This is a genomic window from Aetokthonos hydrillicola CCALA 1050, from assembly GCF_017591665.1.
In the GTDB taxonomy this organism is placed as follows: domain Bacteria; phylum Cyanobacteriota; class Cyanobacteriia; order Cyanobacteriales; family Nostocaceae; genus Aetokthonos; species Aetokthonos hydrillicola.
Genome location: NZ_JAAKGC010000027.1, coordinates 65,706 through 92,050 on the forward strand (window position 1 = coordinate 65,706; position 26,345 = coordinate 92,050).

Here is a 26,345-nt window from a genome sequence, read left to right on the forward strand (position 1 = left end):
CTACTATGCTTATCGCAATTGATGATCGTCTTTACCTGTTTGCAACCAGTATATGGGAGCAACTAAACCAAAGGGTTGCCAAGCTTCTGGTTGCCTTAAAGTATATGCCGCACTACCCTTAACTTGCCTACAATTAGGCTGAAGTGTATCACCAATAAAGCCAAATGCAGAACACATAAAAAAGTTCATTGAACAACCCCAAGTTTGCCGCCAGTTATGTAAGTTTGAGAAAGTGTTAGAAAACTTGAGTTCGGCAAACTCTTTAGGTTTATTACGATAAACATCATTCTGTTCACCTTTAGTAAATACAACTGCGATTCTGTGTCTTCTCAACCTGCGGCGATTTCTCTGCACTCCGATAATATTTCCTAGTTCTCTTTGTAAGTTAGCAATTGCCTTTGCATAATCTTTATCTCGTTTAGGAGTAGTGCTATCAAGCATAATCATGAGCCCGACTACAGAAGCACAATCATTAAGGGAATCTTGGGTAAAATTCCCTGCAATTAAATTCTCAATCAATTCTCCAGTAGGTGCGGTTATAGATATGTTCAACCTGAGAGGTTTTCTTCGGATTGTCGCAATTGGATTCATGAAGAATTTTGGCTTCAGCTTGATAGAAAACCTACAGGAGTCAGCGTATTCACTTGCTGGCATTTCAAGCCCATTTTTTAAGACATTCTCAGCATTGGCTTGGAGATGTTCAGCCCCATACCCATAGGGATCAACAGATATGATACGTCCTTCTAGGTAGTTCTCAGCTTGCAAACAGATAGATAGCGCTGCAAGGTAAGATGTTTTACCCGCGTCGCGAGTGCCAATCATGCGGATGTCACCACCTGGTAGATTAATAGGAGTTGCGCTGAGGATGTTGAAAAAATTAAAGAAATTCATTGTGTAACTTTTCTGCTGTACCCAGCCAGTAAATTGGTTCAATTACACCGTAAGGATTCCAGTTATCAAAATCTCGCAAGCGAGCACGATACTCTGCATGAGTGCCATCATCTTCAGTATAAAACCGATTGGGGCGCGGGTCATATTTTCCTAAAATGCCATAGGCTGAACAAGCAAAAAAGTTAACTTTTTTCTTTAACCTGTTTTTCAGTAAGTTATAAGTCTTGGGTAATCGAATTTTGAATAAGTCTGCTTCTGGATCAAGACGACCACCCCAAATTTCACCACGTTCACATTTAGACATGACAACGGCAACTCGTAGGGTTTGTATAGACTTTGTATTACTTTTCTCGTCTATGCGATCGCATAACCATTTAAAAACTTCAAAAAACTCTTTGTCTTTGCCAGTCTGCCATTCTGTAAGCATAAACATCCAACGGTTTAATTTTAAACATTGAGTGAGGAATTCCCGAACGTCGCCCTCAAGCTCTTCCTTTTCTTTTGGAGATTTTGAGAGACCACGATTTATAAAGGCATTAAAAATCCGGTCAAAACGTTCTCCAGAAAGATCCTTAGCACTCAGTTGTATCTTGTTAGCTTGACGAAAGCGTTTAGCATTCTTGATAGAAATATCAAATCGATAATCATATTCTTCGTTTAGATCTGTTGGAGGGACTGCTTTTTTTTGTTGAATAAAGTTGCTAATTATATCTTCAAGTTTATGTATCCTCAATCCCCCGGATCTAATAGCATTTCCATCTTGTTCGTTTAATCCAAGAGCAAGCAAGGATGCCAGGTAAGTCGTTTTACCTGAAGCTCTAGGTCCCATAATACACATTTCTATAGGTATAGATTTGTTTGTAGGTATCATTTATATCTCTTCATCTAAACTAAGATATGTTCCCAAACTCAACCAAGGAATTTCTAGTAATTTACGATCTTTCTTGGTAGTGATAAAGAAGCTTAATTTAGAAGCACCAGTTTGGTTAGCATTAAACTCCTGAATAACATCTTTAGCAACCCTAAAATAGCGAGTTATAATGCGATCTAAATAAGTCCCAAAATCATTGTTTCCTGAGGGATTATATTGCCATTTTGAACTCTCCTCTTTGTAATTACAAAAAAGATCAGCTTTGTGAAGACAAACAAAGAAATGCTTGACTGATTTGCAATTCTTTTTCAGTGTTTCTAGATTTCTTCTCAGATTTTTGACCCATACATCACGAGGATATAAATCTTCTTCTTTGTTTACTCTATCAAGAGGATTATGTTCAGCTTTTAAATATTCTTCTCTGACTAACTCTTGATACGGGTGCAGAACTAAAATAATGTAACGAGCTTTACCAATCTTTTGCATAAAGTCTTGGTAAGCGCTCGGAAATTTATCCTGAGGACTCTCTGTTGCCTTTATATCTCCCCAAAATTCCCCACGAGTATCGATTAGATCAACTGTAATTTCTCTAGGTCTTGGTAGTCTTAAATATAAAGAGAGCGAATGCAAATTGATAGGATTTTCTGTGGGAAGTACTTTTCCGTCAGGACTTAGTTCCTCTTTAAGTCTCCTGCTATCATCCTCGTCAACAACAACATAGCGCTCTTGCGGAGACGGTTCGCACAAGCTCAAGATCATGCTGCTCTTACCAACTGCTCTATCACCAATTACGATCACACTCATAAAATTGTACCTTCTGGCTCTACTCTTCACCCTCAATCGGAAAACCTGTATAAGTCAGGAGTGCATCATTAACGATCCACTCCTGACGCGGAATATCTTTCAGATCGGCTTGCACAATTCGTCCTGACAAAAAGTGTAGCTCTTGATTACGTGAACCCCGCAACACATCGTCACCTGATTGTTGTTTTTGAAAAAGACCATCGATTAATAAATCGACGTGCTGCAAGAGATCATCAGCACCTTTTACCCGACCTGAGTGTAATTGTTCTAAGCGGTATCCTGTCCAGCAAACTACAGTTTTACCAGCAGATTGAACAAGACTAGCTAATTCTGCTAAAGCTACCGCTTGGGCGAACGGTTCACCACCAGAGAAGGAAATACCCGCTAAGTCAGGTAGTTGTTGGAAAACTTGCCACACAGTATCTACAGTCAGAATCTGATTTATGCGAAATGCCAGAAAGTCTGGATTTTGACAACTAGGACATCGAAATGGACAACCCTGCACCCATAATACCATCCTCGTTCCGGGACCATTAGCACAAGAACGAGGTAGCCATGAAGCCAGATTTAACAGATACTCTTTTGTCATTATTAATAGCTTTCAGTTTCTAACCGACGTTTAGGAGACTCTTGGACTGGCGGTTCAACTTTTAAAGTGGCTACATTCTGTGCTGAATATACCTGTTTATATTCTTCTGGGACAGGCTGCTCGTCTAAGCTATCCCACTCCAAGTAATATCCTTGCTCTTGAAAGATTTGCAGTGCTTTTCCAGTTCTAGCCGCGCAGTCTGTAGTCTCTTCACGAGGTCCGAATAAATCAATTTGCTGTCCATCAAATTGCACTCGCATAACTGTGTTGACCTTTTCTCCTGTGTCTTGATTTTCATGAGTTTCAATTTCCACAATAACGTCACCATCATCAATGCCTATAATTTGAGATTTGTAGTCAACGGCTCGACTTTGCCATGCTTTCACTAAATTTTCTGCTGCGTCCCAAACCCTATTTGCCTGCAATTCTGCTGCGGTTATTTGCTGATGAATTGCTAGCAACTCTGGGTCAGTGAATGGGCGATCGCTTCTACGTATTCGCTCAATCTCAGTTTCTAAATCTTGAAAGAGCTCTTTTGGTAAGTGATCTTCTATAGCATCCAGCCGTGCTTGGGCATATTCAGCTTCAGATTGCAGTTGCGATCGCAATTGCTCAAATGCTTCTATTCGAGCATCATCCAGTGCTTGCAGATGTACTTCTGCTGCTGCGACATTTCCAGAATCAAGTGTTTGTTCAACATTTCGTAGAGCTTGCAAAACTGTTAACTCATCTAGCAACTCTTGCTCTATCAGCCTTTGATACTCTTCTCGAATTCGTGGTAAACGAGATTTCTGTTCGCGAATTTTGATTTGTAAATCTCTGGAGTTGAATTCTGCATCATTGTTAACAGGTACATTCGTAAATATTGGCTGAGAACGTGTTTCAGGTAATTTTACAATTGTCTTATTCCTGGGATAAGAACGTCGAGCCTCAGCAATTTGGCGTTGGATTTCTTCTTCTTGCTGTATGGCTTTTTCTCTTTCTCTACGAAGTCTTTCCTGATATGCTTGAACCGATTTAGCAGCCATAACCACAGCTGCTCCTGTTGCCATAACGCCGGATGCAACAACAAAGCCTGCTACAGCCACTCCTGCTGCTACAGCTTGTGCTGCCAGTGGTGTAATACCTGATACTGAATATGTCTTTGTGCCACTCATTTTATGACCTTTCAGATCTATATACAAAATTTATAAAATTAGCTGATTTAAAAAACCTTCTTCAATTGATGAAGCAGGCATTCCTCCACCATCTTCCAAAAGTTTTAGATACTTTTGAAGCAACCTTTGCATACTTCCAGTCCGATATTGAGGATTCATTTTTGATAGAGCTTGCTCCCAATTACTATCAGTTGGTGTACCTTTAGAACCAGCTAGATATTTTGTCTCTTTCACTAATTTATCTAACTCAGCCCCAGAAAAACCTGCTGTTGTGCGCACTAATTGTTCTACAGTAAGGTTATCAAGAGGTAATAGTTTATGTGTCTGAATACACTTCTCAATTATTTCCCTTCGCTCTTGAGTATTTGGTGGCATAACGATGAAGATTTCATCGAAACGACCAGCACGAAAAAGTTCAGGAGGAAGCTTTTCCCTATCATTGGAGGTGGCAATGAAAAATATAGGATATTTATGATCGTTCAACCATGACAAAAAAGTACCAAACTGGCGCGTACTAACTCCAGAAGTGTCAGTACCTGTACCAGAAAAAGCCTTTTCAATTTCATCCATGAACAGAATATTAGGCGCAGAGGCTTCAATAGCTCTTAGAGCATGGAACGTATTACTTTCTGACTCTCCCACAAATTTAGATTGGAGACGGGAAATCTCAAAGTTGATTTGTGGTACGCACCATTCTTGAGCGATCGCTCTGGCGATGAACGTCTTACCACACCCAGGAAAACCTTCTAGTAAAATAGCCCGTGGGCGCATTTCTGGTTCTAAATCCTGCTCAAACCAAGCTTTACGATTTTCAATCCAAGCTTTAACATTTTCTAGTCCACCTACACCTTTTAGCCCTTCTCCCTGAGGAGCATAATATTCTAGAACACCTGTTTTTCTAATTTCCTGCTTCTTGACTTCTAGCAACAATTTACCCGTAGCTTCTGGGTTGGACCACAAATTACGGGTAGTGACTAACCTTGCTGCTTGAATAGCAGCTTGTAGTGGTATACCCTGAGCTAGTTCCGCTAGCCGTTTTGCTTCTGCTTCCAATAGTTCGTATTTGTGTGATGCAACACTGAAGACCTTATCGTAAAGCTCCTTTCCTGTGGGTAAAGCTAGATCGAGAATATGAACGTTATTACGAAGAATTGTGGGAATTGACCAGTCTGCACCGATAACAATCAATGTCATGCGTGGACGGGGTATTCTATCTTCAATATCTAGAAGTAATTCTTTTAGCCTACGTGCTATTAAGTGATCGTCAGATCGTATTAAAGCTGACCAATCAGGAAGAAGATAGGTATATTGTCTATCTGGATTCTTGATTGCAAACTCCTGTAACTGTCTGTGTAAAATATCGAGGGCTTGAATAACAGCATTGGTATTGTCTGGTGATGGATTAGCTAACTGCTCCCACCTTGTTTCTTCAACGCCTTGTTTCCCTAATAACCGTTTTTGGAAACCACTTGTGCTATCCCATCGACACAGATCCCCTTCCTTGATGTTTATTCCATCTATGCATGTGTCATGTGAGCGGATGGCACATCGAACAGCGCGGTTTTCTTCAGACGAGCGCAAAAAAATTAAAGTATACCGTGATCGTAAAAGATCTCGGAGTTCCAGCCAACATTTTTCGTAGAGCTGCTCGGCAGAAATAGTATCATACTCTTCTTGGGCGTTAGGGTAGGCACTCATCACCCTTACATACTCCAATATATTTTAAACTTGGTTTTCAACAGCTTCAGTTGCACAACTTAATAACCATTTGTTGAAGGGAGAATCAGACTTTCTCTGAAATCTTCTTCTATAGCCGATTTTGGTTTTCCACCTCCTTCTTATATATAAGTTCTGGATAATCTTGTAATAGCAGCCTTCAGCTTTAACCTTTCAACAGCCCAAGATCTAGAGAAAAAGCCATTTATTTGATTGGGCAGCAAGTACTGTCTTAGCTTTTATTTATTTTTTCATATAAGTTGCTAGGATAATATCTTACCATAAAAGCAATATACTTAACTATATACATCTCTACAAGTTTCATCTGCAGAGCCAATCTCACTACACAAAAATTCCACTGTGTTCATGCTTGACGTGACAAGCTTTGTTGCAGAAAAATATGTATGTCTAATTGTTAGTTTCTCTAAATTATTTGTGATAATATGTAACAATGGATATACATCGGAAATAGAATTTAAAGTATATTTTTATCCCATTACTGTGAATATTCACCAAGTCAGTTCAGCACAATGTATCTATGAAATCGCCAGAAAACCTGGCTTTTTCTGCTTGCGAATTAGTGAGAAGTATTTTGACAAGTATGTTTACAGCAGCACTGAAGACCTTAAGTTAATTATTGTTTAAACAGCCTCAAATACCAGTGTCTGGAGAAAAAGCATGACTGAACTTGTAAGTGGAGGATGCCTCTGTGGTCAAGTGCGATACGAGTATGATGGTGATATAGGTCCAGCAAATTATTGCCACTGCCAAGACTGTAGAAAAACAACAGGTAGTGCTTTCAATATTGGAGTTCGTCTTCAGTCAACGGCTCTTCGTGTTGTCGCTGGCTCGGTTAAAAGTTACACGAAGATAGGCGACAGTGGCAAGGCCATTACTCGCGAATTCTGTCCGGAATGCGGTTCACCTTTGTTTACGAAAGCATCTACAAAACCTCAGTATATCTGGGTTAAAGCCGGAAGTCTAGATGACCCGAAGTGGGTTAAACCAATAGATCAAATCTGGACTGACTCGGCAGTACCTTGGGCTTATATAAATAGGGAGTTACCTGGCTTTAACCGAAATCGTAACCTTTTGTAAAGGACTCAGTGATCAGGGAGCATCAAACATTGAATTACTGGCTGGACAAAAAGATTTATTTGCATTTTCCTGCATTCAAATCGCGTAACTTTCGACTTTTCTTTAGTGGACAAACGCTTTCCCTATCAGGCACTTTCATGACCCAGGTAACGATTTCCTGGTTAATGTATGAATTGACACATTCTGCTTGGTTATTGGGTTTAACCGGATTTCTTCAATTTTTACCCACATTAATACTGGCACCGTTTTCTGGGGTTTTTTCTGATCGCTGGAGCCGACGCAATTTGCTGATCTTAGTGCAAGTATTAGGCTTTTTTGTTTCCTTTCCCCTTACCACTCTAACTTTTTTAGGGTTCGTAGATTTTCGGGTACTGATGGTTGTCGTTATATTGGGGGGATTATTAAAGGGATTGGATATGCCCGTGCGTTATGCGATCGTCAAGATGAACAACCTTGCTGCATAGATGAACTGAGTTTGTGAATTCCCATACACTTTACGAAACAGTTTTGAGAAGGAATCAATAAAAATGACCATTTCATTTGATCGCGTTTCTGATATCTACGATGCGACACGTGGACTACCCGCTACAACAGCTGAGCAAGTTACGGATACTATCCTGAACCTAGCTTCAGCAACACCAGATACTAAATTCTTTGAAACTGGTATCGGTACTGGCAGAATCGCTATACCTATCGTTCAAAGAGGTTATTCTTATACTGGTGTAGATATTTCAGAAAAGATGCTGGCTGAACTGCAACGAAAATTAGAAGGCATATCGCACCGACTCACAGTAGTAAAAGCAGATGCTACGTCCCTACCATTTCCAGATAACTCTTTCGATGTCGCACTCACTGTTCATGTGTTTCACTTAATTTCTAATTGGCAGCAAGCCCTAGCAGAAATTCGTCGAGTCTTAAAGCCTGGGGGTATCTACCTTTACACTCATGGCTATGTGGACAATAACAGCTCTGATTTTGAGCAAAAATTGCAAGCTATTATGGCTGAGTATGGTTATCCTCTACCCCGTTATGGTGCAATAGAGCAAGAAGTTTTAGATGCTTTACGAGAACAAGGAGCAACTTTGGAAACAGTTATAGCAGCTAAATGGCCATCTGATTTGACTGTAGGGAAATTGATCGAACATCATCAAAACAAAGTTTCTCGCCATACTTGGCATCTTCCAGATGACATTTTTGCTCGTGTTATTCAAGATTTACGGGATTGGGCTGTACAACATTATGGCTCTCTAACCCATGATTTATCTGGTGAAAGAACGTTCAAAATTGTTGTAGTACGGGACTGGGCTTAGGACTTACGATCAGTTATCAGTTAGCTGACATCTTGCACCATTCTAATTTAGCCCGATATCCCGCCCAGAACTTAAGTTCCGGGCTAATAGCGCGCATTCCATTGAAATGGACTCAAATCCTTTCTCAGTCCTCTTGAGAGGACTTTAACTATCAGCCAGCGATTTAAATCGCTGGCTGACTGATAACTGTTAATGAATAGCTGCCTTCTTCAATTCAGACGCTTTGGTGTAATTGTTTCATATGATTGAGACGGAAGTAGTGCATCCTTAATATTTATATTCCGAGGAATAATTTTTTCCTGAAAATAAAAATCAGCTACCCTTTGTTGTTCCTCAATGATTGCAGGTGTCAGTTTTCTTAAGCGAAAGGTACGTCGGCGTGCTACCTTTTCTAAAACTGGTACTTCTAGTTTGAGTTCGGGTGCAAAAGCTTTAGCTACTTCAGTGGGGTTTTTTTCTGCCCATTCGCCCACCTTGTCTGCTTCTTCTAAAAACACTCGCGCCAATTCAGGATTTTGAGTGATAAATGCACGTCTGCCGAGATAGAATCCGCCCAAGGTATTAATTCTGGCTGCATTTCTCAAATTACGAATTGGGATAATGTTTTCCACCAATGCTAAAAAGGGATCACTCGCTACCCAAACCTCTACTTTATTTTGAATAAAAGCGTCGCGGGCTTCTGATGGAGTTAAACCCACGATTTGCACATCAGTAATTTTTAAGCCGACCTCTTGGAGAGCTTTTGCTAGTAAATAGTGTGCATTTGACCCTCTTTGAAAAGCAACTTTTTTACCTTTAATATCAGCTAATTTTTTAATAGGGGAATCAGCTCTAACTACGATACCTTGATTTTCCCCCTGACTGGGTGTACGTCCAGCAATATAGATAACCTCTGTAATACCGGCGGCTTGGGAAAATATTGGGGGTGTCTCTCCCACTGTACCGATATCAACCTTACCTGCATTCATAGCTTCTATCAATTGAGGTCCAGCTGGGAACGGTCCTACCCAATTTACTTTGACACCCAAAGCTTTAAAACGTGGCTCGACAACTTTTTTTACCTTAACAATATCCCCAGAAGTTTGATAAGCCAAATTGATTTCTTTGGCCGTAAATTTGGGTTTTGTCTGGGCTTGAGTATTTTGTATTAAACTACCGGCTAAGGGAGTTGATAAAGCGAATAATCCTAATACTGAGTATTGGATAAGACGTTTAATAAATGTGCGACGTTGGTAACTAAATGGTATTTTCATTGCTGGGATATTTGTTGGCTAAAAAATGGGGATTGCTCTCAAGAATACGACATCAGTATGAATCATAAGACATCAAAAAATTTCCCATGCCCTATGCTCAATCTCCACAAATGATGTTTTTCAAAAACTTTTTTCAACTTTATATCTGCTACTCCAACCGTTTTGGTGTGAGTGCTTGATATTGTTGAGATTCTAGTAAAAATTCTTTAATATCAATCTTACGCGGGAGGAGTTTGGCTTCAAAGTATTCATCCGCAACTCGTTGTTGTTGAGTCAGCACAGAAGGCGTGAGTTTTTTCAATCGATAAGTGCGGCGGCGTGTCACCTGTTCTAAAAGAGGTACATCTAATTTCAATTCAGGAGCGAGAATTTTGGCTACTTCAGTTGGGTTTTGCTCTGCCCATTCCCCTAGCTTATCCACCTCTTCTAAAAAAACTCGTACTACCTCTGGATTTTTAGTGGCAAACTCACGCCTTGCTAGATAAAAACCTCCTTGGGTAGAGATTCCTGACGAATCTCTCAATACCCTAGCACCTGCTTCTCTTTGTACGAAAGCCAGATTAGGATCCCAAACAGCCCAAGCATCTATCTTTTTTTGCAGGAAGGCATCACGAGCTTCAGCCGGAGTTAAACTGACCGATTGAATATCACTAATTTTTAAACCTGCTTCCTTTAAAGCTCTCAACACTAAATAATGCGCAGATGATCCCTTTTGGAAGACAACTTTTTTACCTTTGAGATCCGATAATTTCTTAATAGGAGAATCTTTTTGAACGATGAGTGCTTGTCCTCTACCCTCGCTGGGTTTGCGTCCAGAAATATAAACTAGTTGCGCCCCTGCGGCTTGAGCAAAGATTGGTGGTGTTTCTCCCACAGATCCAATATCCACCCTACCAGCGTTCATCGCTTCTAACAGTTGTGGTCCTGCAGGAAAAGGAATCCAATTCACCGTAATACCTAACTTTTTCAGTTGTGGTTCTACTGCTCCTTTGATTTTGACAATATCGCCAGAAGTTTGATAAGCTAAGTTGACTGATGTTGTATTAATTCCTGGTCTGTTTTGCGCCTGGGTTCTTTGTATAAAACTACCTGCAAAAGACGCAGATAGGGCGAATATTCCCAGTGTGGAATATTGGACAATACGCTTTAATACTGTGCGTCGTGATTCTAGAAAAGGTATTTTCATAGTTACAAAATTTCTCTGTTTAGACTGGGATTCTAGTGTCATCAAATTTGGTGAAGGTAAAACCGTTAAATTGCTGGTTGTATCCGAGTTTTTATCTGTGAGGATACGTTAGCTATTCATCGTGATTGACAAGTTATGTCAGAGAGTATGATTTAGAGGCTATCTATACATACATCTACTGACTCTCAATCTGTAACTGAGAATTTTTAAGACAAAATCAGTACTGAAACAGCCTTCGGCAAAGCTTTTTCAGAATCTTTCGACTCTGGATACTGGCGTCTAAATTTAAAATCATCACAAAATACTGTAAAACGATTAATTTACAGTATTTTACATTAAAATAAAATTTCCCACAAAAATCTAAAAAAAGCAAGATGTCTTGCTCAAAAAATTTGCTAGTACTGCAAAGCAGAGGTCAAATGCTTTTCAAACAGTTCTTTAACTGTTGCGGCTAGTTTGTTCCTCTAAGAATTGTTTTAGGTGGGGCTGATCTAATTTCAGGTTAATTTCTTGAGCTTTGGCAATAATTTCATCTGGTGTCGAACCTTCTTGAATTGAACTAGCAATTAGAGCAATGGCACTTGCCCTAGCTCCAGCAGCACAGTGAATTAAGATTGGTTTGGGTAAATCCTCGATTTCTCGAATTGCTTTATCTACCAACTCTTGATTTGCTTCGGAAGGATTTAATGGAATGTTGATATAATCAACTCCTGCGGCTCGTGCCTGTTCCTGTTCGTCAGCTAGAAAGCCAGTTTCGTGAGGAGAACGCAGGTTTACTATAGATTTAAACCCTTCTTTCGCTAGTTGTTGTAATTCTTCAGGAGTGATTTGTCCTGATGCACTAAGTTGCTCACTTACTTTTTTGATGTCTGTCATCTCTAATTAGTTATCTGTCAAGGTTACTACCGTTCTAGAGCCAAGGCACTTCTTCTCGAGCATAACGAAAAGCGCGAAAAATTGAATTTTGCTCGCCATGAGCTACTACTGAGTTCTCTCCAGGAATTTTACGAACCGCAAAGTAAGGGTTGATATATTCCCAAACTATTTCTCCTGTAACTGTCACCTCAAATATCCGCCCGAACGCACCTTCGGTGATTAAGGTGTTACCATTTGCGAGACGCTGTGCGCCAGATATATAGGAACTGAAGAAATTTTGTGGTGGGTTATCAGTATACTCCCAAACTGTACCACGACGACGAATGGTATTTTGGTCAACTGATGTCGTTGCGATCGCCATAATTTTCAATGTATTTGGGGACTATTGGATTCAGCTAGACTTTCTTATAATCTTGTGGGACGAGCAATATGCCCGTCCCTTGTATTCAACGCCTACCCCAGAAGAATTATCCTTTTATAAAGAAGAACTCAGGAGCCACAATTCAGGAGTCAGAAGAATAAATACTGGTTAAAACCACGCGTTGACTCGTTACCGAGACAGGGGTTGAAACATATCTATAAAACACCATCCCTTTATGGGTGGGGTATTCTGACTTCTGGCTCCTGACTCCTGACTACTTTTTATTGGACAATGCCAAAACTACAAACCCAAAGCTGTTTTTAACTAACAACCAAGTTCTTGGTGATGTTAGCTACTTTAGATTCGACTGCTGTACCCTTGAAGAAGTCGGGGTTTGCTTGGGTGTAGAACTTATAGGGGTTACCAAATACATAGGCTTTGAAATCGTCTTCCGAAATCACCCCTTCTACAACGAGATCCCAACTTTCTGCTAGAGGATCTGTCAGATCGGGTACATCCCAGTGACCAACATCCGAGGAGTAAATGGCGTTGATTTTCACTCCTAAAGGATTGGCTTTATTGTTGAATGCTGCAGCAATGGTGCGATCATCAGACTCAGAACCAAAGAAGAAGCTGTTCACCCAGCGATCGCGGATGTCTTCGATTGATTCGATCCCAGCTGCAGCAAAATCTTCTAGTTCAGTACCTACTGGCTGACGGCTGTGACGAGTGAAAGAAGAACCAAGTACAGTCTTGGTCAATTCTTCTTTACTCAAGGAATATCCCTTAGTAATTTCGCCACCGAAACGTTCAAACAACTCATATAGCTGATCAGAATCCGTCAGATCTGGATTGTAGTTTTGTAGCCCTTTGATACTACGCTTGGAGAAGCGGTCTACTAGATGTATGTAGACATGAGCGCCCCAATCTGCGCCACCTTCAAGCATACCTACACGCAACTGTGGGAAACGTTTGGTAACACCACCGAAGAACAGCGCCTTAGCAAATGCTTGCGAACCATCAGCAAAGTGACCAATATGGTTGTTCATGTAATTGCTGATAGAGGAGCGTCCAGTCCAACCTTGACTACCATAATGGGTAGTAATCGGTACACCTAGCTCAACAACTTTAGCCCAGAAAGGATCGTAGTCGTATTCACTATCTAAACCAAAAAAGTCGATGTAAGAGGCGTATTTAGCAATTTCAGGGAATTGATCTGCTGGATATTTATCGGCGATCGCTTTAATCGGTCGCTTGACACCACCAGGAATATTAATGACTTTTAAGCCTAGTGTTTTTACGGCAAATTCTAACTCCTCAATTGCTTCTTGGGGAGTATTCATAGGAATACCAGCCACTGGTGTTAGGCGATCGCTATATTTCCGGTAAATATCAGCATGATAGTGATTCACCGCCCGTTGGAGGAGTTGGCGAGATTCGGAACTAGCTCCTGTTGGAGCCAGCACGTTATTAGGAAATAGTACCGAATAATCTGAGCCTTGCTCTGCCTGACGCTCATAGAATAGTTCAGGTAAAGTGTAGGTAGCTAGATCCAAGGTGTTGCGCGTAACTCTTGCCCACCAAGGAGAGCGAATTGTCCGGTAGTATTGACGTTCTTCTGGGGTTTGTTGATACCAGTCCTTACCATTGCTTTTGGAGTTGAGACGAGAAGATTCTGCTTTACGTAACTCGTCTACAAGTTTTGCTCCACCGTAATGAGCGATGTAATCCTCAAATGCTGGTGTAAAATCGTTAGTATGAACGTCAGTGTCAATTATTGGGTAATCAAGTTTGGATTTGATTGCAGCGGATCGCGAAGTTTTTAATCTGCTATACTCAGTCATTTTTTTGCCTTCAAAAATTACAAAAATAGTGCTGAGAAATAAGTTATGAATCAGCTACACCCTCAAATACTGTGGGAGCTGAGTAGGAAGTATTTTCAGTTAGGTCAATAAGTTAGTTTTTTAGCTAACCAATTTACACTTGGATATTGGGGATTAGCTGTGGGGTATCAGGTATTAAGTATGAAAAACTTCTTTATCCTCAGCCACTAGTCTTTGTTGGTGAGGATGTGTAGCACAATGATTCAGATCTGTAAGTCCTATTTCTCTAGCTTTGACTAGGTGGTCAGCTATAAGGCTAGTATTTGATTTTTGAAATACATATACATAAGTCGGGCATAACCTACCAAGACTATAGACACCAAGATCTTTTCAAAAATCAAACCAAATTCCTATAGTCACGAAAGTGCTTTAGTGCATTCATTACTTAAGTACGATAAATTTATTGATTTATCGTACTTTGTCTACAATCGACTATCTCACACTTATAAACAAAAAACAAGTACTGCTTAACACAAATTCATTTGCTAAAAAATTTATAACACCAGAGTGGAAATTGTACCCCATTGTCCAGTAAATACAAATTCTTTTAATGGTTTACGGATCCGGGGTGCTAGTTCCCTTTCTCGCAGACCATCAGATAGATTCTGTGGATCGCCAGCATAACCAACTACAATTGCAGTTGCTGGTTCATAACCCTCTGGAATCCGGTATTCTTTCCTAGCCGCATCCACGCTAAATCCTGCGATTTGATGCACAGATAATCCAAGAGCAGTTGCTTGAATCACTAGGTTCTCAATCGCGAGTCCGACATCATGAAATGCATGTCGATTGATCTTCCCATCATCATTATGTGTTTTCGCAACTGCCAGTATTAGTACTGGAGCGTTTTTCGCCCACCCTTGATTGAACTCAACTAGAATATTGAGGAGACGGCTATATTCCGTTGAATCGTCTTTAGTAGCAACGATAAAACTCCAAGGCTGATGATTGTAGGAAGAAGGTGCCCAACGAGCAGCTTCTAACACGGATAGTAATTTATCCTGCTCAACAGGGCGATCGCTAAATGCTCTAGGACTCCAACGACGACCAATGAAGTCATGAACCGGATATTGTGTTTGCGCGAGTTTTTCAGTCATCTTAATCGGTTTCCTGGATTATATTTGTTTAAGTTTGCTGTAAATAAGCTGTACACACCTGCACTACCGATTGATAATTCATTGTCAGTGGGTTTCACAGGCTTTGCAGTATTGAAAAAACCCTTTTTCCAACAAAGGAGTTAAATAATACTGTAAATAGATAGATGATAAGTTTGTTTACTTATGGTAGTGCATAAACGAGAATTGAGTCAATCAGCGCGGGAACGAACGATTTCTGGCTTTCTTTCCCGCTTGTCTTATAGCCCTATAAGTCTTTGTTATTTTCAGGATAATTGGCAAATTACAAGTACAACAGCAAATACCGGCACCAATAAACGATAAATTTGCACCACAACTGTGGGTCATCTGTCAACTCACATCGGATATATTTACTTATGTAGGATATGCCATCACTAAGTAGGTTCTCCAGCAAAATCAAATGGCTCAGAATCTGCCGTTTTATGTTCAGTAAGGTTTACGGAAAGATTTATTAACGCGTAGTTTTATCAAGATTTTATGGCTTAAGAACCATGAATATAAATTTCAAAAGACTAAATTTAAACCAATTCAAGCAATACACGCTTAAGCTTGATAACTGGTTGACTCAACGGCATATACATTTACTAGACGAAGCATACAAAGAAGCGCAAGAGATTAAAGCACTCGAAGATAAATATTTTAATGGAGGTAAGATTACTTATACATCTCAACAAAGTAAAATATTTTTTGATTATGTGCAAACCTTGCGCGATCGCCAACTTTGGAAAATACGGTTAAATCTCGCTCAATTTGGACTTTATAGTTATGTTTTACACAATAGATACTTAAAAAAGAATACTAGCTCAAAAGATTTTGGAGAACCACTAATTATCACCGAAAGTGAAGAAAAACAGCCTGTTAGAACGATGAACGATCACTTAGAAAATGTGATTGTAGAAAAGCTAAATTTCATTGATTCAGTAATTTATAAGTATCGCGAAACACCACAAACTGAAGTAGAAACCCCAGCAGTTCAACCGCTAAGCGCCACCACGCCCACACAAATTGTTAACCCTATTCGACAAAAAAACGAACAAGCAACTGCCAGAACAATTGATATCGCTACCATTGAAGCTGATTCAAATCAAAACAATCAAAGCTTAAGATTTGATTTTTTTAGGAATTTATATGCAGTAGGTAAAGAAATTAGCTCAGAACATGAACAAGAAGTCATTAAAAATTTACGACTACGACGTAAGAAGAATAAAATAGCTGTTCGGTGGCTATTCATATTACTAATAGTTCCTATTGTAGTCCAGATTATTACTAAAAATGTCATCTTTGAACCATTAATTACTAGTTATAGCGAGAGGGATCCTACAAAAGTAGAACTGTCTCAAGAAATTAAGGAACACTTTTTGAAGGAATTTACTGAATTCAAAGAAGAACTAGAAATTAGACAGCTACTGGAACTACGTCCACCAATGACTGAGGCTGAAGAAAAAAAAAGGTTTAAGGAAGTCGCCGTTGATCTCTGGCGAGAATCACGCGAAGAAGCCCGAAACGGTATTCAAAATCTTTTAGCTGATAGTGTAGCATTGGTTGTTTTTGTTGGACTGGTCTATTTTAATCGTGCCAAATTGTCTGTAATCAGAAATTTTTCTAACCAGACTTTTCTAAATTTAAGTGATCCCTTAAAGGTGTTTTTTTTCATTCTGGTTACAGATATGTTTGTCGGGTTCCACTCGGCTGAAGGATGGGATGTGTTGTTACAAAACTTTACTCATCACTTCGGTCTTCCCGAAAATGAGGCAGCTATCAAAACATTCATTGCTACAGTCCCTGTAATCATGGACTCCTGTATCAAGTTTTGGATTTTTAGTTATTTAACCCGCTTCTCTCCATCTGCATCTGCAATTTTTGAGCGTATGAATAGTTAGATAATATTTGGGATATTCAAGCATTGTATACAGAAACATGGCAGTACTTTAGCTCAAATAAATAATGTTTTTGAGCAAAAATACTGCCATGAATTCTCTTTTAAAGCTAACGTTATATACGAAACTGTTTAATTGGTGTTATTTTGCGGTTACTCACTCCACGCCTTGCTACTTCTGAAAAACGTTTTTGCTGTTTTAACTACGTGGAGAATTATAAACTCCCCAATATTCAATACCCTGATTGCGCAGTATTGTTTCAGCGCGATGAATTCCTTCCTCTGTGTCTTCTAATATGAGCAAATAATTACTCTGTTGAAACAACTATCTAAAGAGTCCCCCATAACGGTATCTATTTTATTAGCAAAAACCTCCCTCCAACGAAAGGCTTGAATTTTAAAATTAATGGTGAGGGACAATACAAACAATTGTCGGCTCAGGGCAAAAGCATCGGGAGTCTGCCAATGAAACGGTAGTAGGAGCCGTAAACCTCTTTACTTTATTATGGAGTCCGTGACCATTTTTCGGTCAAATTAATGTAGAATATCTAATAATTAGATTTTCTAAGCATATATCTGGCTGATGGATATGGTTATTTCTTCGTTCAATTCAATTTACCTCTGGATGGGGAAAAGGAGAAATCTAGCATAATGACATCCACCGCACTCATTGTTGGAGCTGGAACCGGACTAAGTGCATCCATAGCGCGTCTATTTGCGAAAGAAGGTTTTAAAATTGCTCTGGCAGCACGACAAGTTGATAAACTCGGTTCATTATCTGAGGAGATAGGAGCCGTTAGTTTTGCGGCTGATGCGGCAAAACCTGATGATGTCAATCGGCTCTTTAATGAAGTCGAACAAGTATTGAGTGCGCCAAGTGTAGTTGTGTATAATCCGAGTTGGCGAGTCAGGGGACCGTTTATCGAAATTGACCCCGTTGATGTTGCTAAAACGCTAGAAATCACTGCATACGGAGGTTTTTTGGTGGCACAGGCAGCAGCTAAACGCCAATTAGCCTTAGGCGGTGGAGCCATCTTTTTTACAGGTGCTTCCGCTAGTGTTAAGGGTTATCCACAGTCTGCACCGTTTGCAATGGGTAAATTTGCTCTACGGGGTTTGGCTCAAAGCATTGCTCGTGAACTAGCTCCTAAGAATATTCATGTGGCGCATTTTGTTATTGATGGAGCTATTCGTTCAGATACCCGTGTGGAACCAGCAGACAAACCAGATAGCTTACTCGATCCGGATGCGATCGCTCAAACCTATCTCAACATTCTCCGTCAACCTCGCAATGCTTGGACGTGGGAAATAGAATTGCGTCCTTGGGTGGAGACTTTTTGATTAGTTATTACCTAAGTATTGAAATAAAAATATACACGAGGTAAAGATGATTGACCTTTATTACTGGACAACCCCCAACGGACATAAAATTACCATATTTCTGGAGGAAGTTGGTCTACCCTACAACCTCATCCCTATAAACATCGGCAAAGGAGAACAATTTCAACCAGAGTTTCTGAAAATTTCTCCTAATAATCGCATTCCTGCAATTGTTGATCGTGAACCGGCTGATGGCGGGGAACCAATTTCTATTTTTGAGTCTGGGGCGATTCTCCTTTATTTGGCTTCAAAAACCGGAAAGTTGATTCCATCAGATATTAGAGGGCACGCTGAAGTGCTGCAATGGCTGTTTTGGCAAATGGGTGGACTGGGACCAATGGCAGGACAAAACCATCATTTCAGCCAATATGCACCCGAAAAAATTCCTTACGCAATCAATCGGTATGTGAATGAAACGGGACGCTTATATGCTGTCTTGAATAAACGATTGAGCGACCGTGAATTTATCGCCGGAGATTATTCAATTGCCGATATCGCAAGCTATCCCTGGATTGTACCCTACGAACGCCAAGGACAAAAATTAGAGGATTTCCCCAACCTGCAACGCTGGTTTGAGGCAATTAAAGCACGTCCAGCAACCATCCGAGCTTACGAGAAAGCCGAAGCATTAAAAAATCAGCAAATTAGTCCCGATCAAGCCCGAGATTTGTTATTTAATCAATCCGCCAGCACCGTAAAATGATAAAAGAATTGACACGCCGACAATTTATTACAACTGCTACGATCGCAACTGGTTTTACTTTAGCAGTACAACCCATTTCGTCAGCAACAGTTATCAAAACTGATAGCAAAGGATTGGTTGCAGGTGCGGTAAAAATCCCGGTTAAAGATGGTGAAATTCCTGCTTACAGAGCGCAACCTGAAACAGGGGAGAATTTTCCCATTGTCCTAGTCATTCAGGAAATATTTGGTGTCCACGAACATATTCAAGATATTACCCGTCGCTTTGCCAAGTTGGGATATTTAGCGATCGCGCCTGAATTGTTTATCCGTCAAGGCGATGTTTCTAAGTTAAGCAGCATTGACGAAATACGCCCAATTGTTGCTAAAGTACCCGACGCCCAAGTATTATCTGACCTTGACTCTACCGTGAATTGGGCTGCAAAGTCTGCCAAAGGTAATCCTAATAGAGTAGGAATTACAGGCTTTTGTTGGGGTGGTAGGATCACTTGGCTGTATGCAGCACATAATCCTAAAGTAAAAGCCGGGGTAGCATGGTATGGGCGTTTAGTTGGCGATCGTACAGCACTTCAACCTCAGTACCCCATCGATATTGTCTCGAAGCTCACAGTCCCCGTTCTCGGACTCTATGGTGGACAGGATACAGGTATTCCTGTTAACACAGTTGAACAGGTAAGGGAAAAGCTCAAATCTAGCACCAGCAAATCGGAAATAGTTGTTTACCCCGATGCTCCCCATGCATTTTTTGCTGATTATCGCCCCTCCTACCGCGAAGCTGATGCCAAAGATGGTTGGAAACGACTTCAAGCATGGTTTAAACAGCATCAGCTTTGACAGGATTCAGTTATCAGTTATCAGGAAGAGCAGCAGCATACTTTGATCACTGATAACTGTTTACTGTTCACTGATAACTGTTAAAGTTATGGGTCGAATTGTTTTGACAACCATCGGATCTTTAGGTGATCTTCACCCATTAATTGCAATTGGGCTACGTTTACGCGAGCGGGGTCACAGTGTTGTTTTCGCAACAATACAAGACTACCGCTCCCTAATTGAGTCATTGGGATTTGAATTTTATAAGCTTCGCCCTGATTATATTGCAATGGATGACCCCGAAATGATTGCGCGGATGATGAACATCCACAAGGGAACGGAGCATGTCGTCCGGGATTATCTTCTTGCGAATTTGCGCGATACCTATATTGATCTAATTGGACGCAGGAGAACCCCCGATTATTTTTACACTTGGCTCTGCTGCAGTCTTTTCTTCTGGGGATTTTTATCGAGAAAGCATTGAAACAATAAAGCTGTTGAATCGACGTGCTGTATTACTGATCGGCAAAAATCAACCACCTGAGAACTTACCTGAAAGCGTCGTTGCATTTGATTCCGTCCCCTATTCAGAAATCTTCCCTTATGCTGAAGCCATCGTGTTTAGCCATTTATTTTCTCGAAGATGTACCTCACAGGTACTTCTGCCTTAGCTAAAATAGATATTGCTTGGTTTATTTGTTTTTCAGAGACGTGAGAAAGCACTATCAATTGCTAACCCACAGCAAAATCTGTATATTGCCTTTTATAAGGTGAATGAAATCCTATAACAATATCTTCTTTGTTCACCCCCATAGAAACTAGTTCTTCAGCAATATTTACCTCTGTTCCATTCCACTGAATCCAAATTTTTTCATTTTTTATATCTATGTGCATTGAACAACCATAAACGCGATTTTTATTTTCCCAACCGACATGAACAAGTTGGTAATGATCGCGTATAGTATCAAATATTTGCTCTACTTCTACATCTCCATATGAAGGTTTATAGCTACCATGTTTTGTTAAAAATCGCTGAATGTATTCTCTATATTTTTCTAACTTACCCATCTTACTATTTCCTCAGTTTCAGTATCATAAACTACTAGTTTTAATTGAAATTCTTGAATTTGAAGTTGTATAAATGGAAGTGTAAAAAAATCATTATTGGTTTCTGTATCAACAGCTAAATATAGCTTACGTTCTGGTTCTTTTACTCTAAGAGCAGTGCGGTAGTTAAGGAACTGTCCCAGAGCAAGATGAAAATCAGTGATAGCTGATGGACTTAGAAAGCTTTTTATTTCAACAGCAATTTTTTCTCCTGATTTTTCTGCTGCAAGTAACTTCTCTGCCCCCAAATCGATACGCATCTGAACTTTACCAACATCAATATATAGGGGATCATTTGTAATAGTCCACCCATCCTTTTTCAAAGCTAATCTCACAGCCTCGTGAAATTTGTCTTTTGCTGACATAACTTAATTTATTCACTTGGGAGTACTATAATTTTACACTATAGCCCAAGGCAAACGCACCTAAGTTCAAGCGTCCCCGATCTAAAGAAAGAGTCGGGGATTTCCGCTAGAAACACAAGTTAACCAATTATTGATACCGTGATCAATACCCAAAGGCCTTGATTTATTAAGTTCCGTTTTTCAGTACTTAGTATGTTAAAAGTATACTTAAAAAAGGCATACTCTTAAATATAATACATGGTACTACCTTGCCGATATGTATCCCGTTTTTCACACAGATCTTGAATAGTATAGCGTTTGAAAATACCTTGAGAGGCTTGGTTGGCTTGACCCCAAATTTCATAAATAACGCTTTTTTCTACATTTGAACCGTCGTATCCCTCAATTTCTCGTGACTTTTCCTCACCTTCCACAATTGCGATCGCCTCTTGCAAAGTCATCTTCCAAGGTTCTCGTACCAGCACATAACCACCTTTAGCACCTCGCATACTTTGAATAATTCCCTCCCTTCGTAAAGCCGAGAGAATTTGCTCTAAGTATCGTTCTGGTAACGAATGACGCTCTGCTATTTCGCTAATCTTGACGGGATTTTGCGTTTTGTAGTTATCAGCTAGCTCGATTAAAGCTAAAAAGGCATATTCCAATCTCGAAGATAATTCCACGGCAATAACTAAATTAAAGTGTTCCATATTAATATACTACGGCTATCCGATAGCATTTTAGATTTTTGGAAAATTCTTACAACAAAGGTTCTACGAATGTCAAGTTATACCTATTCACTGACAATGTAGACTATTTTTTATACTCTTCTAAAGACCCTAATCTACGCATTTCTGGCCACATGTAAGCTGCCAATATTGCTACTAAAACTGTCCCGATTCCCCCACCTACAACAGCAATTACGGGGCCAAAAAAAGCCGCAGCTAAACCAGATTCAAAACGTCCTAACTCATTTGATGTACTAATAAACACACTATTAATTGCTGACACTCGACCACGTAAATGATCGGGAGTACGAATCTGTACTAAAGTATGCCGAATAACTACGCTGATTGCATCTAACGCACCGCTAAAGGCTAACATTAGCAACGATAACCAATACCAACGGGATAAACCGAAGATAATTGTGACTACGCCGAAGCCAATCACCGACCACAATAAAGCTTTGCCAGCCTTTCGTAATGGTGGTAAATGTGCCAAGCTCACCGCCATAATGAACGCGCCAATAGAAGGTGCAGCGTCTAAACATCCTAATTCAAATGGTCCAACCCGCAGGATGTCCTTAGCAAAGATAGGTAATAATGCTACTGCTCCCCCCAACAATACGGCAAACATATCCAAACTTATTGCCGCTAAAATTAGTTGATTCTTCCAAACAAATGTTGCACCAGCACCAAGCGCTTTTAGCGAGATTGGTTCTTGTGAAGGAGTAAATTGTGGCTCTGAAATTGTGGTGATTAATATAAAACACAGCAAACCTGCAAATCCAGCTAGCAAATATACACCTGTTGCACCTTTAAAAAGTGCGATCGCGAATCCTCCCAAAGCTGGTCCTACTACCGACGCAATCTGAAAACTAGTACTGTTCCAAGTTGCAGCATTGGTAAACACATTGACAGGTATTAACTGAAACATCAGTGCATCACTAGCAGGTTTGAGGAAAGCCTTGGCAACACCTGTTAATACCAAAATTGTATAAATCACAAACACTGCATTTGCTGGGTGAGTGTAGGAAATGACTGCTAAACCCAACGAACAAACCGCTAACACCATCAACGACAGAAGCATAATGGGTTTGCGATAAAATTTATCTGCTACATGTCCAGTAACTAAAGTCAGTAAAATTACTGGTAAAACTTGCGCCAATCCAATACCACCCAAAACCAAAGCCGAATGAGTGCGCTCATACAATTCCCAACCGAGCGCGACGGTTTGCATTTGTCCCCCTGTAAATAACAGGGTGCGTCCAATTGTAAATAATCTATAATCTCGAAATCTCAAGGCTGCAAAGGCATCATGTTGTGTCGCCTCAGCCTCACGGAGCTTTTTTAACTTCTGATTGCTCGAAGACATTTTTGAGTAGAATTAACCCTTTTTCAATTTGTGCTATTTCCGTTTCCATCAGACCATCTAATAAGTCTGCAATATGAGTGCGAGTTTCTGCTTGGGTTTGCTCAAGATGCTGTATACCGCTATCTGTGAGGTTTAAGACCACTTTTCGCCGCTCTTGAGGATTGTCTGTGCGTTGCACAAAATTACGTTGTACTAGTCGCTCTATAGTTGTAGATGCCGTAGCACAAGTCACACCGAGATGTTCCGCTATGTCAGATAATGAAGCTCCTGGATTGCGTTTGAGAAATGCTAGCGATCGCAATTGCGGTATGGATAAAGATGCTGCGCTATTTTCTCGCATATCCGCTCGAATAAACCGCATCACCAATGGAACAGTGTCCATTACTTTATTTGCACATTCTTGAGACGGTTTATTCGATTTCATAGGCTGATTTTCTCCTGTTTACATAGCCACCCGTGGATAAAGTTTGCCACAGATGAAGGTCAAGCCTACTAATGCTAGCAAGAGAATCGTACAATCTAAACTAAACCCGTAGAGACTAGTACCATCTAAAAGCATCTTACCACGTAAAGCGTCAACTTCATAGGTCAAAGGATTTATATGGGAAAGAAACTTTAACCATCCAGGCATTAGAGAGATTGGATAGATAGCGTTGCTAGCAAAAAAGAATGGCATGGTAATTAGTTGTCCGATCCCGGTCATTCTTTCTCGTGTTCTCACCAGACAGCCAATAATTAACGAAAATATACAAAAGCAAGCTGCTCCCAGCATCACAATCAGTAATACTTCGAGAAAGGCGATCGCATTGAGATTGACTTTAACACCTAACAAAAATGCTAACCCATAAATAATAAATACCTGGGATAGACACCGCACACCACAAGCCAGCGCTTTACCCAAAACCAGTGCCACACGAGGAGTGGGACTAGCTAAAAATTTATGCACAACCCCTAAATCTCGTTCCCATATGAGTGTCATTCCACCCGTAAAAATCGCTACAAATAGAACACTCTGAGCAAGAATCCCCGCCGACATAAAATCTAAATAGGGTAAGTTTCCTGTTGGGATGGCGCGAGTTCTGGTAAAGACTTGCCCAAAAATCAGCAACCACAAAGCAGGTTGTACAGTTCTTACAACTAAATCAGTAGGATCGTGGCGCAGTTTACGCACTTCCAACTCAGCAACAACAAGGGTTTTGTTAAAAATTTCAGTAATTCGAGAAATAAAATTAGGTTGGCGCTTCTGGGGAGCATCAACCCAACCGTTGAGCGTCGCGCCTGGTTCTTGAGATTTCACGGTAGCTGACTCCTGATGTTATTAATTGATCGCCTGTGTAGTAAATAAATACATCGTCTAAAGTTGCACCTGGTTTCTCTAAAGATGCTTTCAACTCATTTGGTGCACCAGTGATAATTTCCTTTCCGCGTTGCATAATTGTCACGCGATCGCACAAATTATCGGCTTCTTCTAAAAAGTGTGTTGTTAAAAATATAGTTGTGCCAAACTCTTCACGCAATTGCTGTACCAATTGCCAAACCTGAGTCCGCGCAATAGGATCAAGTCCTACAGTTGGCTCATCCAAAAACAAAATCTGTGGTTCGTGCAAGATAGATTGGGCGATTTCTAACTTGCGAATCATTCCACCAGAGTAATTTCTTACTAGGCGATCGCGCACATCCTGCAAACCCATAAACGCGAGAACTTCGCGGATACATCGCTCCCGGCGTTTAGGGGGAATATCGTACAACTTGGCGAAAATTAAAAGATTTTCGTAACCTGTAAGATACCCATCTGCTGATAAAGCTTGCGGTACGTAACCAAACACTCTCCTAACCGCAGCAGATTGATGGGTTACATCATAGCCTGTAAGTGTCGCTTTCCCCGCACTCAATGGTAGCAAGGTTGTCAGCATCTTTATAACTGTACTCTTCCCTGCACCATTCGGTCCGAGTAAACCAAAAACTTCTCCTTTTTTTACAAAAATATCCAGAGAATCAACAGCAACGAACTTGTCAAAACGGCGCGTCAGTCCCTGCGTTGACAAAATTATCGGAACTTCCTCACTATTGTGCTGTTCCGAGTATCCTAATTGTCCTGTAATCGTGGTCACGGTTTTTATGCAACCCCTATTATTTAGATAATCTAATTATTAGCTTATCGTTATTTTATGTCAGTAGTTTATTTTTGACAATCAGAGATAAAAAAACAGCATAATTACTGATAAAAGATGATTTTTGGATAAAATACTTACCTTTACTCTTTCAAATTCATTTTTGCTTTGTATTCGACTGTGTAGCGATAGATTGTACTTTGACGCCTGTAAATACTTAAAAAGTACTGTATCTCGATTGATTTTTTGTATTCTTTGTAGTAGATTAAGTTTTAGTTAATTGTTCGTACAAAACACAACTCAGCCGATAAAAAAGGTTCGATAAAGCAATAACGCAGGTAAGGGATTTGGATTCTAGGTGATGGTAGCTAGGTTCAACCCCCATCTGAATTATCTCCGCATCACCACGTCTGAAAGTCTCCGCGCCTCTGACTTGAACTGTCCCCCCATCGCACAAATATAAGGACAAAAAAAATGGGCTTACCACCATTTGAAAAAGAATCGCTGCATGATGAATATTGGTCGTTATGGCAACCAACAAAATTACCATCAGATGTTGAATTATTGGCAGACGACAAAATAAAGCGAGATCTTTGGGAATATGACAATCATATGGAACGACCAAGATTATCCCTCAAAACGCTGATAAAAAAACTCTTTTATGAACTACCCCACCGTAAAGACGGATGGGGTTTCTAAATCCCCATTCGTCTTATTGATAGAGTTTTGACGCTTCATTTTACCAAGTTGCTTCATCGATCCAGTATGCTTACGCTTCTTGGTCGAG

Annotated in this window: 28 protein-coding genes; 9 read left to right on the forward strand and 19 right to left on the reverse strand. The window is 40.2% G+C overall.

Annotated elements, in window-relative coordinates:
* Positions 1 to 9: 9 nt before the first annotated feature.
* From G4P69_RS15955 to G4P69_RS15980, 6 genes are read right to left on the reverse strand one after another with little or no spacing between them, the layout of a single operon-like run.
* Positions 10 to 891, reverse strand: a complete 882-nt coding sequence (locus G4P69_RS15955) for a hypothetical protein (protein WP_208340248.1) — start codon at positions 889 to 891, stop codon at positions 10 to 12.
* Positions 878 to 1,762, reverse strand: coding sequence for a hypothetical protein (locus tag G4P69_RS15960; protein ID WP_208340247.1), 885 nt, complete (start codon positions 1,760 to 1,762; stop codon positions 878 to 880). Before G4P69_RS15960 ends, G4P69_RS15955 begins: the two co-directional genes overlap by 14 nt.
* Positions 1,763 to 2,566, reverse strand: coding sequence for a hypothetical protein (locus G4P69_RS15965; RefSeq protein WP_208340246.1), 804 nt, complete (start codon positions 2,564 to 2,566; stop codon positions 1,763 to 1,765). It abuts the gene before it with no gap.
* Between the two features lie 19 nt (positions 2,567 to 2,585).
* Positions 2,586 to 3,155 (reverse strand): 4Fe-4S single cluster domain-containing protein, encoded by a 570-nt coding sequence (locus G4P69_RS15970; protein ID WP_208340245.1) that lies wholly within the window; start codon positions 3,153 to 3,155, stop codon positions 2,586 to 2,588.
* 2 nt (positions 3,156 to 3,157) lie between these two features.
* The gene (locus tag G4P69_RS15975; protein WP_208340244.1) at positions 3,158 to 4,312 is read right to left on the reverse strand and encodes a hypothetical protein; all 1,155 of its coding nucleotides are present in this window, start codon (positions 4,310 to 4,312) and stop codon (positions 3,158 to 3,160) included.
* Between the two features lie 30 nt (positions 4,313 to 4,342).
* Positions 4,343 to 6,010: an AAA family ATPase gene (locus tag G4P69_RS15980; protein WP_208340289.1), complete on the reverse strand. Its 1,668-nt coding sequence runs from the start codon at positions 6,008 to 6,010 to the stop codon at positions 4,343 to 4,345.
* Positions 6,011 to 6,706: 696 nt separating this feature from the next.
* On the opposite strand from G4P69_RS15980, the gene G4P69_RS15985 reads away from it, so the two are divergent.
* The 3 genes from G4P69_RS15985 to G4P69_RS15995 all read left to right on the forward strand — a co-directional run bounded on the left by G4P69_RS15985 (position 6,707) and on the right by G4P69_RS15995 (position 8,436).
* Positions 6,707 to 7,126: a GFA family protein gene (locus G4P69_RS15985; protein WP_208340243.1), complete on the forward strand. Its 420-nt coding sequence runs from the start codon at positions 6,707 to 6,709 to the stop codon at positions 7,124 to 7,126.
* 8 nt (positions 7,127 to 7,134) lie between these two features.
* The gene (locus G4P69_RS15990; RefSeq protein WP_310833447.1) at positions 7,135 to 7,590 is read left to right on the forward strand and encodes an MFS transporter; all 456 of its coding nucleotides are present in this window, start codon (positions 7,135 to 7,137) and stop codon (positions 7,588 to 7,590) included.
* Between the two features lie 63 nt (positions 7,591 to 7,653).
* Complete coding sequence (locus tag G4P69_RS15995; RefSeq protein ID WP_243902242.1) at positions 7,654 to 8,436, forward strand: class I SAM-dependent methyltransferase; 783 nt, start codon at positions 7,654 to 7,656, stop codon at positions 8,434 to 8,436.
* A 209-nt stretch (positions 8,437 to 8,645) separates the two neighbouring features.
* Here G4P69_RS15995 and G4P69_RS16000 read toward each other — a convergent pair whose 3' ends face one another.
* From G4P69_RS16000 to G4P69_RS16025, 6 genes are all read right to left on the reverse strand, one after another.
* Positions 8,646 to 9,689, reverse strand: a complete 1,044-nt coding sequence (locus G4P69_RS16000) for an aliphatic sulfonate ABC transporter substrate-binding protein (protein WP_208340242.1) — start codon at positions 9,687 to 9,689, stop codon at positions 8,646 to 8,648.
* Positions 9,690 to 9,837: 148 nt separating this feature from the next.
* On the reverse strand, positions 9,838 to 10,875 hold the full coding sequence (locus G4P69_RS16005; RefSeq protein WP_208340241.1) for a sulfonate ABC transporter substrate-binding protein: 1,038 nt from the start codon (positions 10,873 to 10,875) through the stop codon (positions 9,838 to 9,840).
* Between the two features lie 438 nt (positions 10,876 to 11,313).
* Positions 11,314 to 11,751 carry a beta-lactamase hydrolase domain-containing protein gene (locus G4P69_RS16010; RefSeq protein ID WP_208340240.1) on the reverse strand — a complete coding sequence of 146 codons (438 nt, stop codon included), beginning with the start codon at positions 11,749 to 11,751 and terminating at the stop codon, positions 11,314 to 11,316.
* A gap of 34 nt (positions 11,752 to 11,785) precedes the next feature.
* Positions 11,786 to 12,112, reverse strand: a complete 327-nt coding sequence (locus G4P69_RS16015; RefSeq protein ID WP_208340239.1) for a hypothetical protein — start codon at positions 12,110 to 12,112, stop codon at positions 11,786 to 11,788.
* A gap of 320 nt (positions 12,113 to 12,432) precedes the next feature.
* Positions 12,433 to 13,956, reverse strand: a complete 1,524-nt coding sequence (locus G4P69_RS16020; RefSeq protein WP_208340238.1) for an amidohydrolase family protein — start codon at positions 13,954 to 13,956, stop codon at positions 12,433 to 12,435.
* Between the two features lie 533 nt (positions 13,957 to 14,489).
* Positions 14,490 to 15,092, reverse strand: a complete 603-nt coding sequence (locus tag G4P69_RS16025) for a nitroreductase family protein (RefSeq protein ID WP_208340237.1) — start codon at positions 15,090 to 15,092, stop codon at positions 14,490 to 14,492.
* A 530-nt stretch (positions 15,093 to 15,622) separates the two neighbouring features.
* Between G4P69_RS16025 and G4P69_RS16030 the strand changes: the two genes are divergently transcribed.
* From G4P69_RS16030 to G4P69_RS16050, 5 genes are all read left to right on the forward strand, one after another.
* The gene (locus G4P69_RS16030) at positions 15,623 to 17,011 is read left to right on the forward strand and encodes a hypothetical protein (protein ID WP_208340236.1); all 1,389 of its coding nucleotides are present in this window, start codon (positions 15,623 to 15,625) and stop codon (positions 17,009 to 17,011) included.
* A gap of 647 nt (positions 17,012 to 17,658) precedes the next feature.
* Positions 17,659 to 18,348, forward strand: coding sequence for an SDR family NAD(P)-dependent oxidoreductase (locus G4P69_RS16035; RefSeq protein WP_208344786.1), 690 nt, complete (start codon positions 17,659 to 17,661; stop codon positions 18,346 to 18,348).
* A gap of 46 nt (positions 18,349 to 18,394) precedes the next feature.
* Complete coding sequence (locus G4P69_RS16040) at positions 18,395 to 19,090, forward strand: glutathione binding-like protein (protein WP_208344769.1); 696 nt, start codon at positions 18,395 to 18,397, stop codon at positions 19,088 to 19,090.
* Positions 19,090 to 19,923: a dienelactone hydrolase family protein gene (locus G4P69_RS16045; protein ID WP_208344788.1), complete on the forward strand. Its 834-nt coding sequence runs from the start codon at positions 19,090 to 19,092 to the stop codon at positions 19,921 to 19,923. The genes G4P69_RS16040 and G4P69_RS16045 overlap by 1 nt, the downstream gene beginning before the upstream one ends.
* Before the next feature lie 88 nt (positions 19,924 to 20,011).
* Positions 20,012 to 20,386 (forward strand): glycosyltransferase, encoded by a 375-nt coding sequence (locus G4P69_RS16050; protein ID WP_243902632.1) that lies wholly within the window; start codon positions 20,012 to 20,014, stop codon positions 20,384 to 20,386.
* A 248-nt stretch (positions 20,387 to 20,634) separates the two neighbouring features.
* Here G4P69_RS16050 and G4P69_RS16055 read toward each other — a convergent pair whose 3' ends face one another.
* From G4P69_RS16055 to G4P69_RS16085, 7 genes are all read right to left on the reverse strand, one after another.
* Entirely contained in the window at positions 20,635 to 20,970 is a 336-nt protein-coding gene (locus G4P69_RS16055; RefSeq protein WP_208344771.1) for a XisI protein, read from the reverse strand.
* Positions 20,958 to 21,374 carry a XisH family protein gene (locus tag G4P69_RS16060; RefSeq protein WP_208344772.1) on the reverse strand — a complete coding sequence of 139 codons (417 nt, stop codon included), beginning with the start codon at positions 21,372 to 21,374 and terminating at the stop codon, positions 20,958 to 20,960. Before G4P69_RS16060 ends, G4P69_RS16055 begins: the two co-directional genes overlap by 13 nt.
* Before the next feature lie 224 nt (positions 21,375 to 21,598).
* Positions 21,599 to 22,063, reverse strand: coding sequence for an RrF2 family transcriptional regulator (locus tag G4P69_RS16065; protein WP_208344773.1), 465 nt, complete (start codon positions 22,061 to 22,063; stop codon positions 21,599 to 21,601).
* 103 nt (positions 22,064 to 22,166) lie between these two features.
* Complete coding sequence (locus tag G4P69_RS16070; protein ID WP_208344775.1) at positions 22,167 to 23,447, reverse strand: MFS transporter; 1,281 nt, start codon at positions 23,445 to 23,447, stop codon at positions 22,167 to 22,169.
* Positions 23,410 to 23,871 (reverse strand): MarR family winged helix-turn-helix transcriptional regulator, encoded by a 462-nt coding sequence (locus tag G4P69_RS16075; protein WP_208344777.1) that lies wholly within the window; start codon positions 23,869 to 23,871, stop codon positions 23,410 to 23,412. Before G4P69_RS16075 ends, G4P69_RS16070 begins: the two co-directional genes overlap by 38 nt.
* An 18-nt stretch (positions 23,872 to 23,889) precedes the next feature.
* Entirely contained in the window at positions 23,890 to 24,744 is an 855-nt protein-coding gene (locus G4P69_RS16080) for an ABC transporter permease (RefSeq protein WP_208344778.1), read from the reverse strand.
* Positions 24,701 to 25,549 carry an ATP-binding cassette domain-containing protein gene (locus tag G4P69_RS16085; RefSeq protein WP_390692302.1) on the reverse strand — a complete coding sequence of 283 codons (849 nt, stop codon included), beginning with the start codon at positions 25,547 to 25,549 and terminating at the stop codon, positions 24,701 to 24,703. The genes G4P69_RS16080 and G4P69_RS16085 overlap by 44 nt, the downstream gene beginning before the upstream one ends.
* 483 nt (positions 25,550 to 26,032) lie before the next feature.
* Here G4P69_RS16085 and G4P69_RS16090 point away from each other — a divergent pair, with 483 nt between their 5' ends.
* Positions 26,033 to 26,257 (forward strand): hypothetical protein, encoded by a 225-nt coding sequence (locus G4P69_RS16090; RefSeq protein WP_208344781.1) that lies wholly within the window; start codon positions 26,033 to 26,035, stop codon positions 26,255 to 26,257.
* The last annotated feature ends 88 nt before the right edge of the window (positions 26,258 to 26,345 follow it).

Coding starts and splice junctions, on each gene's coding strand:
- G4P69_RS15955 (WP_208340248.1), bottom strand. CDS start 891: ATGAATTTCTTTAATTTTTTCAACATCCTCAGCGCAACTCCTATTAAT.
- G4P69_RS15960 (WP_208340247.1), bottom strand. CDS start 1,762: ATGATACCTACAAACAAATCTATACCTATAGAAATGTGTATTATGGGA.
- G4P69_RS15965 (WP_208340246.1), bottom strand. CDS start 2,566: ATGAGTGTGATCGTAATTGGTGATAGAGCAGTTGGTAAGAGCAGCATG.
- G4P69_RS15970 (WP_208340245.1), bottom strand. CDS start 3,155: ATGACAAAAGAGTATCTGTTAAATCTGGCTTCATGGCTACCTCGTTCT.
- G4P69_RS15975 (WP_208340244.1), bottom strand. CDS start 4,312: ATGAGTGGCACAAAGACATATTCAGTATCAGGTATTACACCACTGGCA.
- G4P69_RS15980 (WP_208340289.1), bottom strand. CDS start 6,010: ATGAGTGCCTACCCTAACGCCCAAGAAGAGTATGATACTATTTCTGCC.
- G4P69_RS15985 (WP_208340243.1), top strand. CDS start 6,707: ATGACTGAACTTGTAAGTGGAGGATGCCTCTGTGGTCAAGTGCGATAC.
- G4P69_RS15995 (WP_243902242.1), top strand. CDS start 7,654: ATGACCATTTCATTTGATCGCGTTTCTGATATCTACGATGCGACACGT.
- G4P69_RS16000 (WP_208340242.1), bottom strand. CDS start 9,689: ATGAAAATACCATTTAGTTACCAACGTCGCACATTTATTAAACGTCTT.
- G4P69_RS16005 (WP_208340241.1), bottom strand. CDS start 10,875: ATGAAAATACCTTTTCTAGAATCACGACGCACAGTATTAAAGCGTATT.
- G4P69_RS16010 (WP_208340240.1), bottom strand. CDS start 11,751: ATGACAGACATCAAAAAAGTAAGTGAGCAACTTAGTGCATCAGGACAA.
- G4P69_RS16015 (WP_208340239.1), bottom strand. CDS start 12,112: ATGGCGATCGCAACGACATCAGTTGACCAAAATACCATTCGTCGTCGT.
- G4P69_RS16020 (WP_208340238.1), bottom strand. CDS start 13,956: ATGACTGAGTATAGCAGATTAAAAACTTCGCGATCCGCTGCAATCAAA.
- G4P69_RS16025 (WP_208340237.1), bottom strand. CDS start 15,092: ATGACTGAAAAACTCGCGCAAACACAATATCCGGTTCATGACTTCATT.
- G4P69_RS16030 (WP_208340236.1), top strand. CDS start 15,623: ATGAATATAAATTTCAAAAGACTAAATTTAAACCAATTCAAGCAATAC.
- G4P69_RS16035 (WP_208344786.1), top strand. CDS start 17,659: ATGACATCCACCGCACTCATTGTTGGAGCTGGAACCGGACTAAGTGCA.
- G4P69_RS16040 (WP_208344769.1), top strand. CDS start 18,395: ATGATTGACCTTTATTACTGGACAACCCCCAACGGACATAAAATTACC.
- G4P69_RS16050 (WP_243902632.1), top strand. CDS start 20,012: ATGGGTCGAATTGTTTTGACAACCATCGGATCTTTAGGTGATCTTCAC.
- G4P69_RS16055 (WP_208344771.1), bottom strand. CDS start 20,970: ATGGGTAAGTTAGAAAAATATAGAGAATACATTCAGCGATTTTTAACA.
- G4P69_RS16060 (WP_208344772.1), bottom strand. CDS start 21,374: ATGTCAGCAAAAGACAAATTTCACGAGGCTGTGAGATTAGCTTTGAAA.
- G4P69_RS16065 (WP_208344773.1), bottom strand. CDS start 22,063: ATGGAACACTTTAATTTAGTTATTGCCGTGGAATTATCTTCGAGATTG.
- G4P69_RS16070 (WP_208344775.1), bottom strand. CDS start 23,447: ATGTCTTCGAGCAATCAGAAGTTAAAAAAGCTCCGTGAGGCTGAGGCG.
- G4P69_RS16075 (WP_208344777.1), bottom strand. CDS start 23,871: ATGAAATCGAATAAACCGTCTCAAGAATGTGCAAATAAAGTAATGGAC.
- G4P69_RS16090 (WP_208344781.1), top strand. CDS start 26,033: ATGGGCTTACCACCATTTGAAAAAGAATCGCTGCATGATGAATATTGG.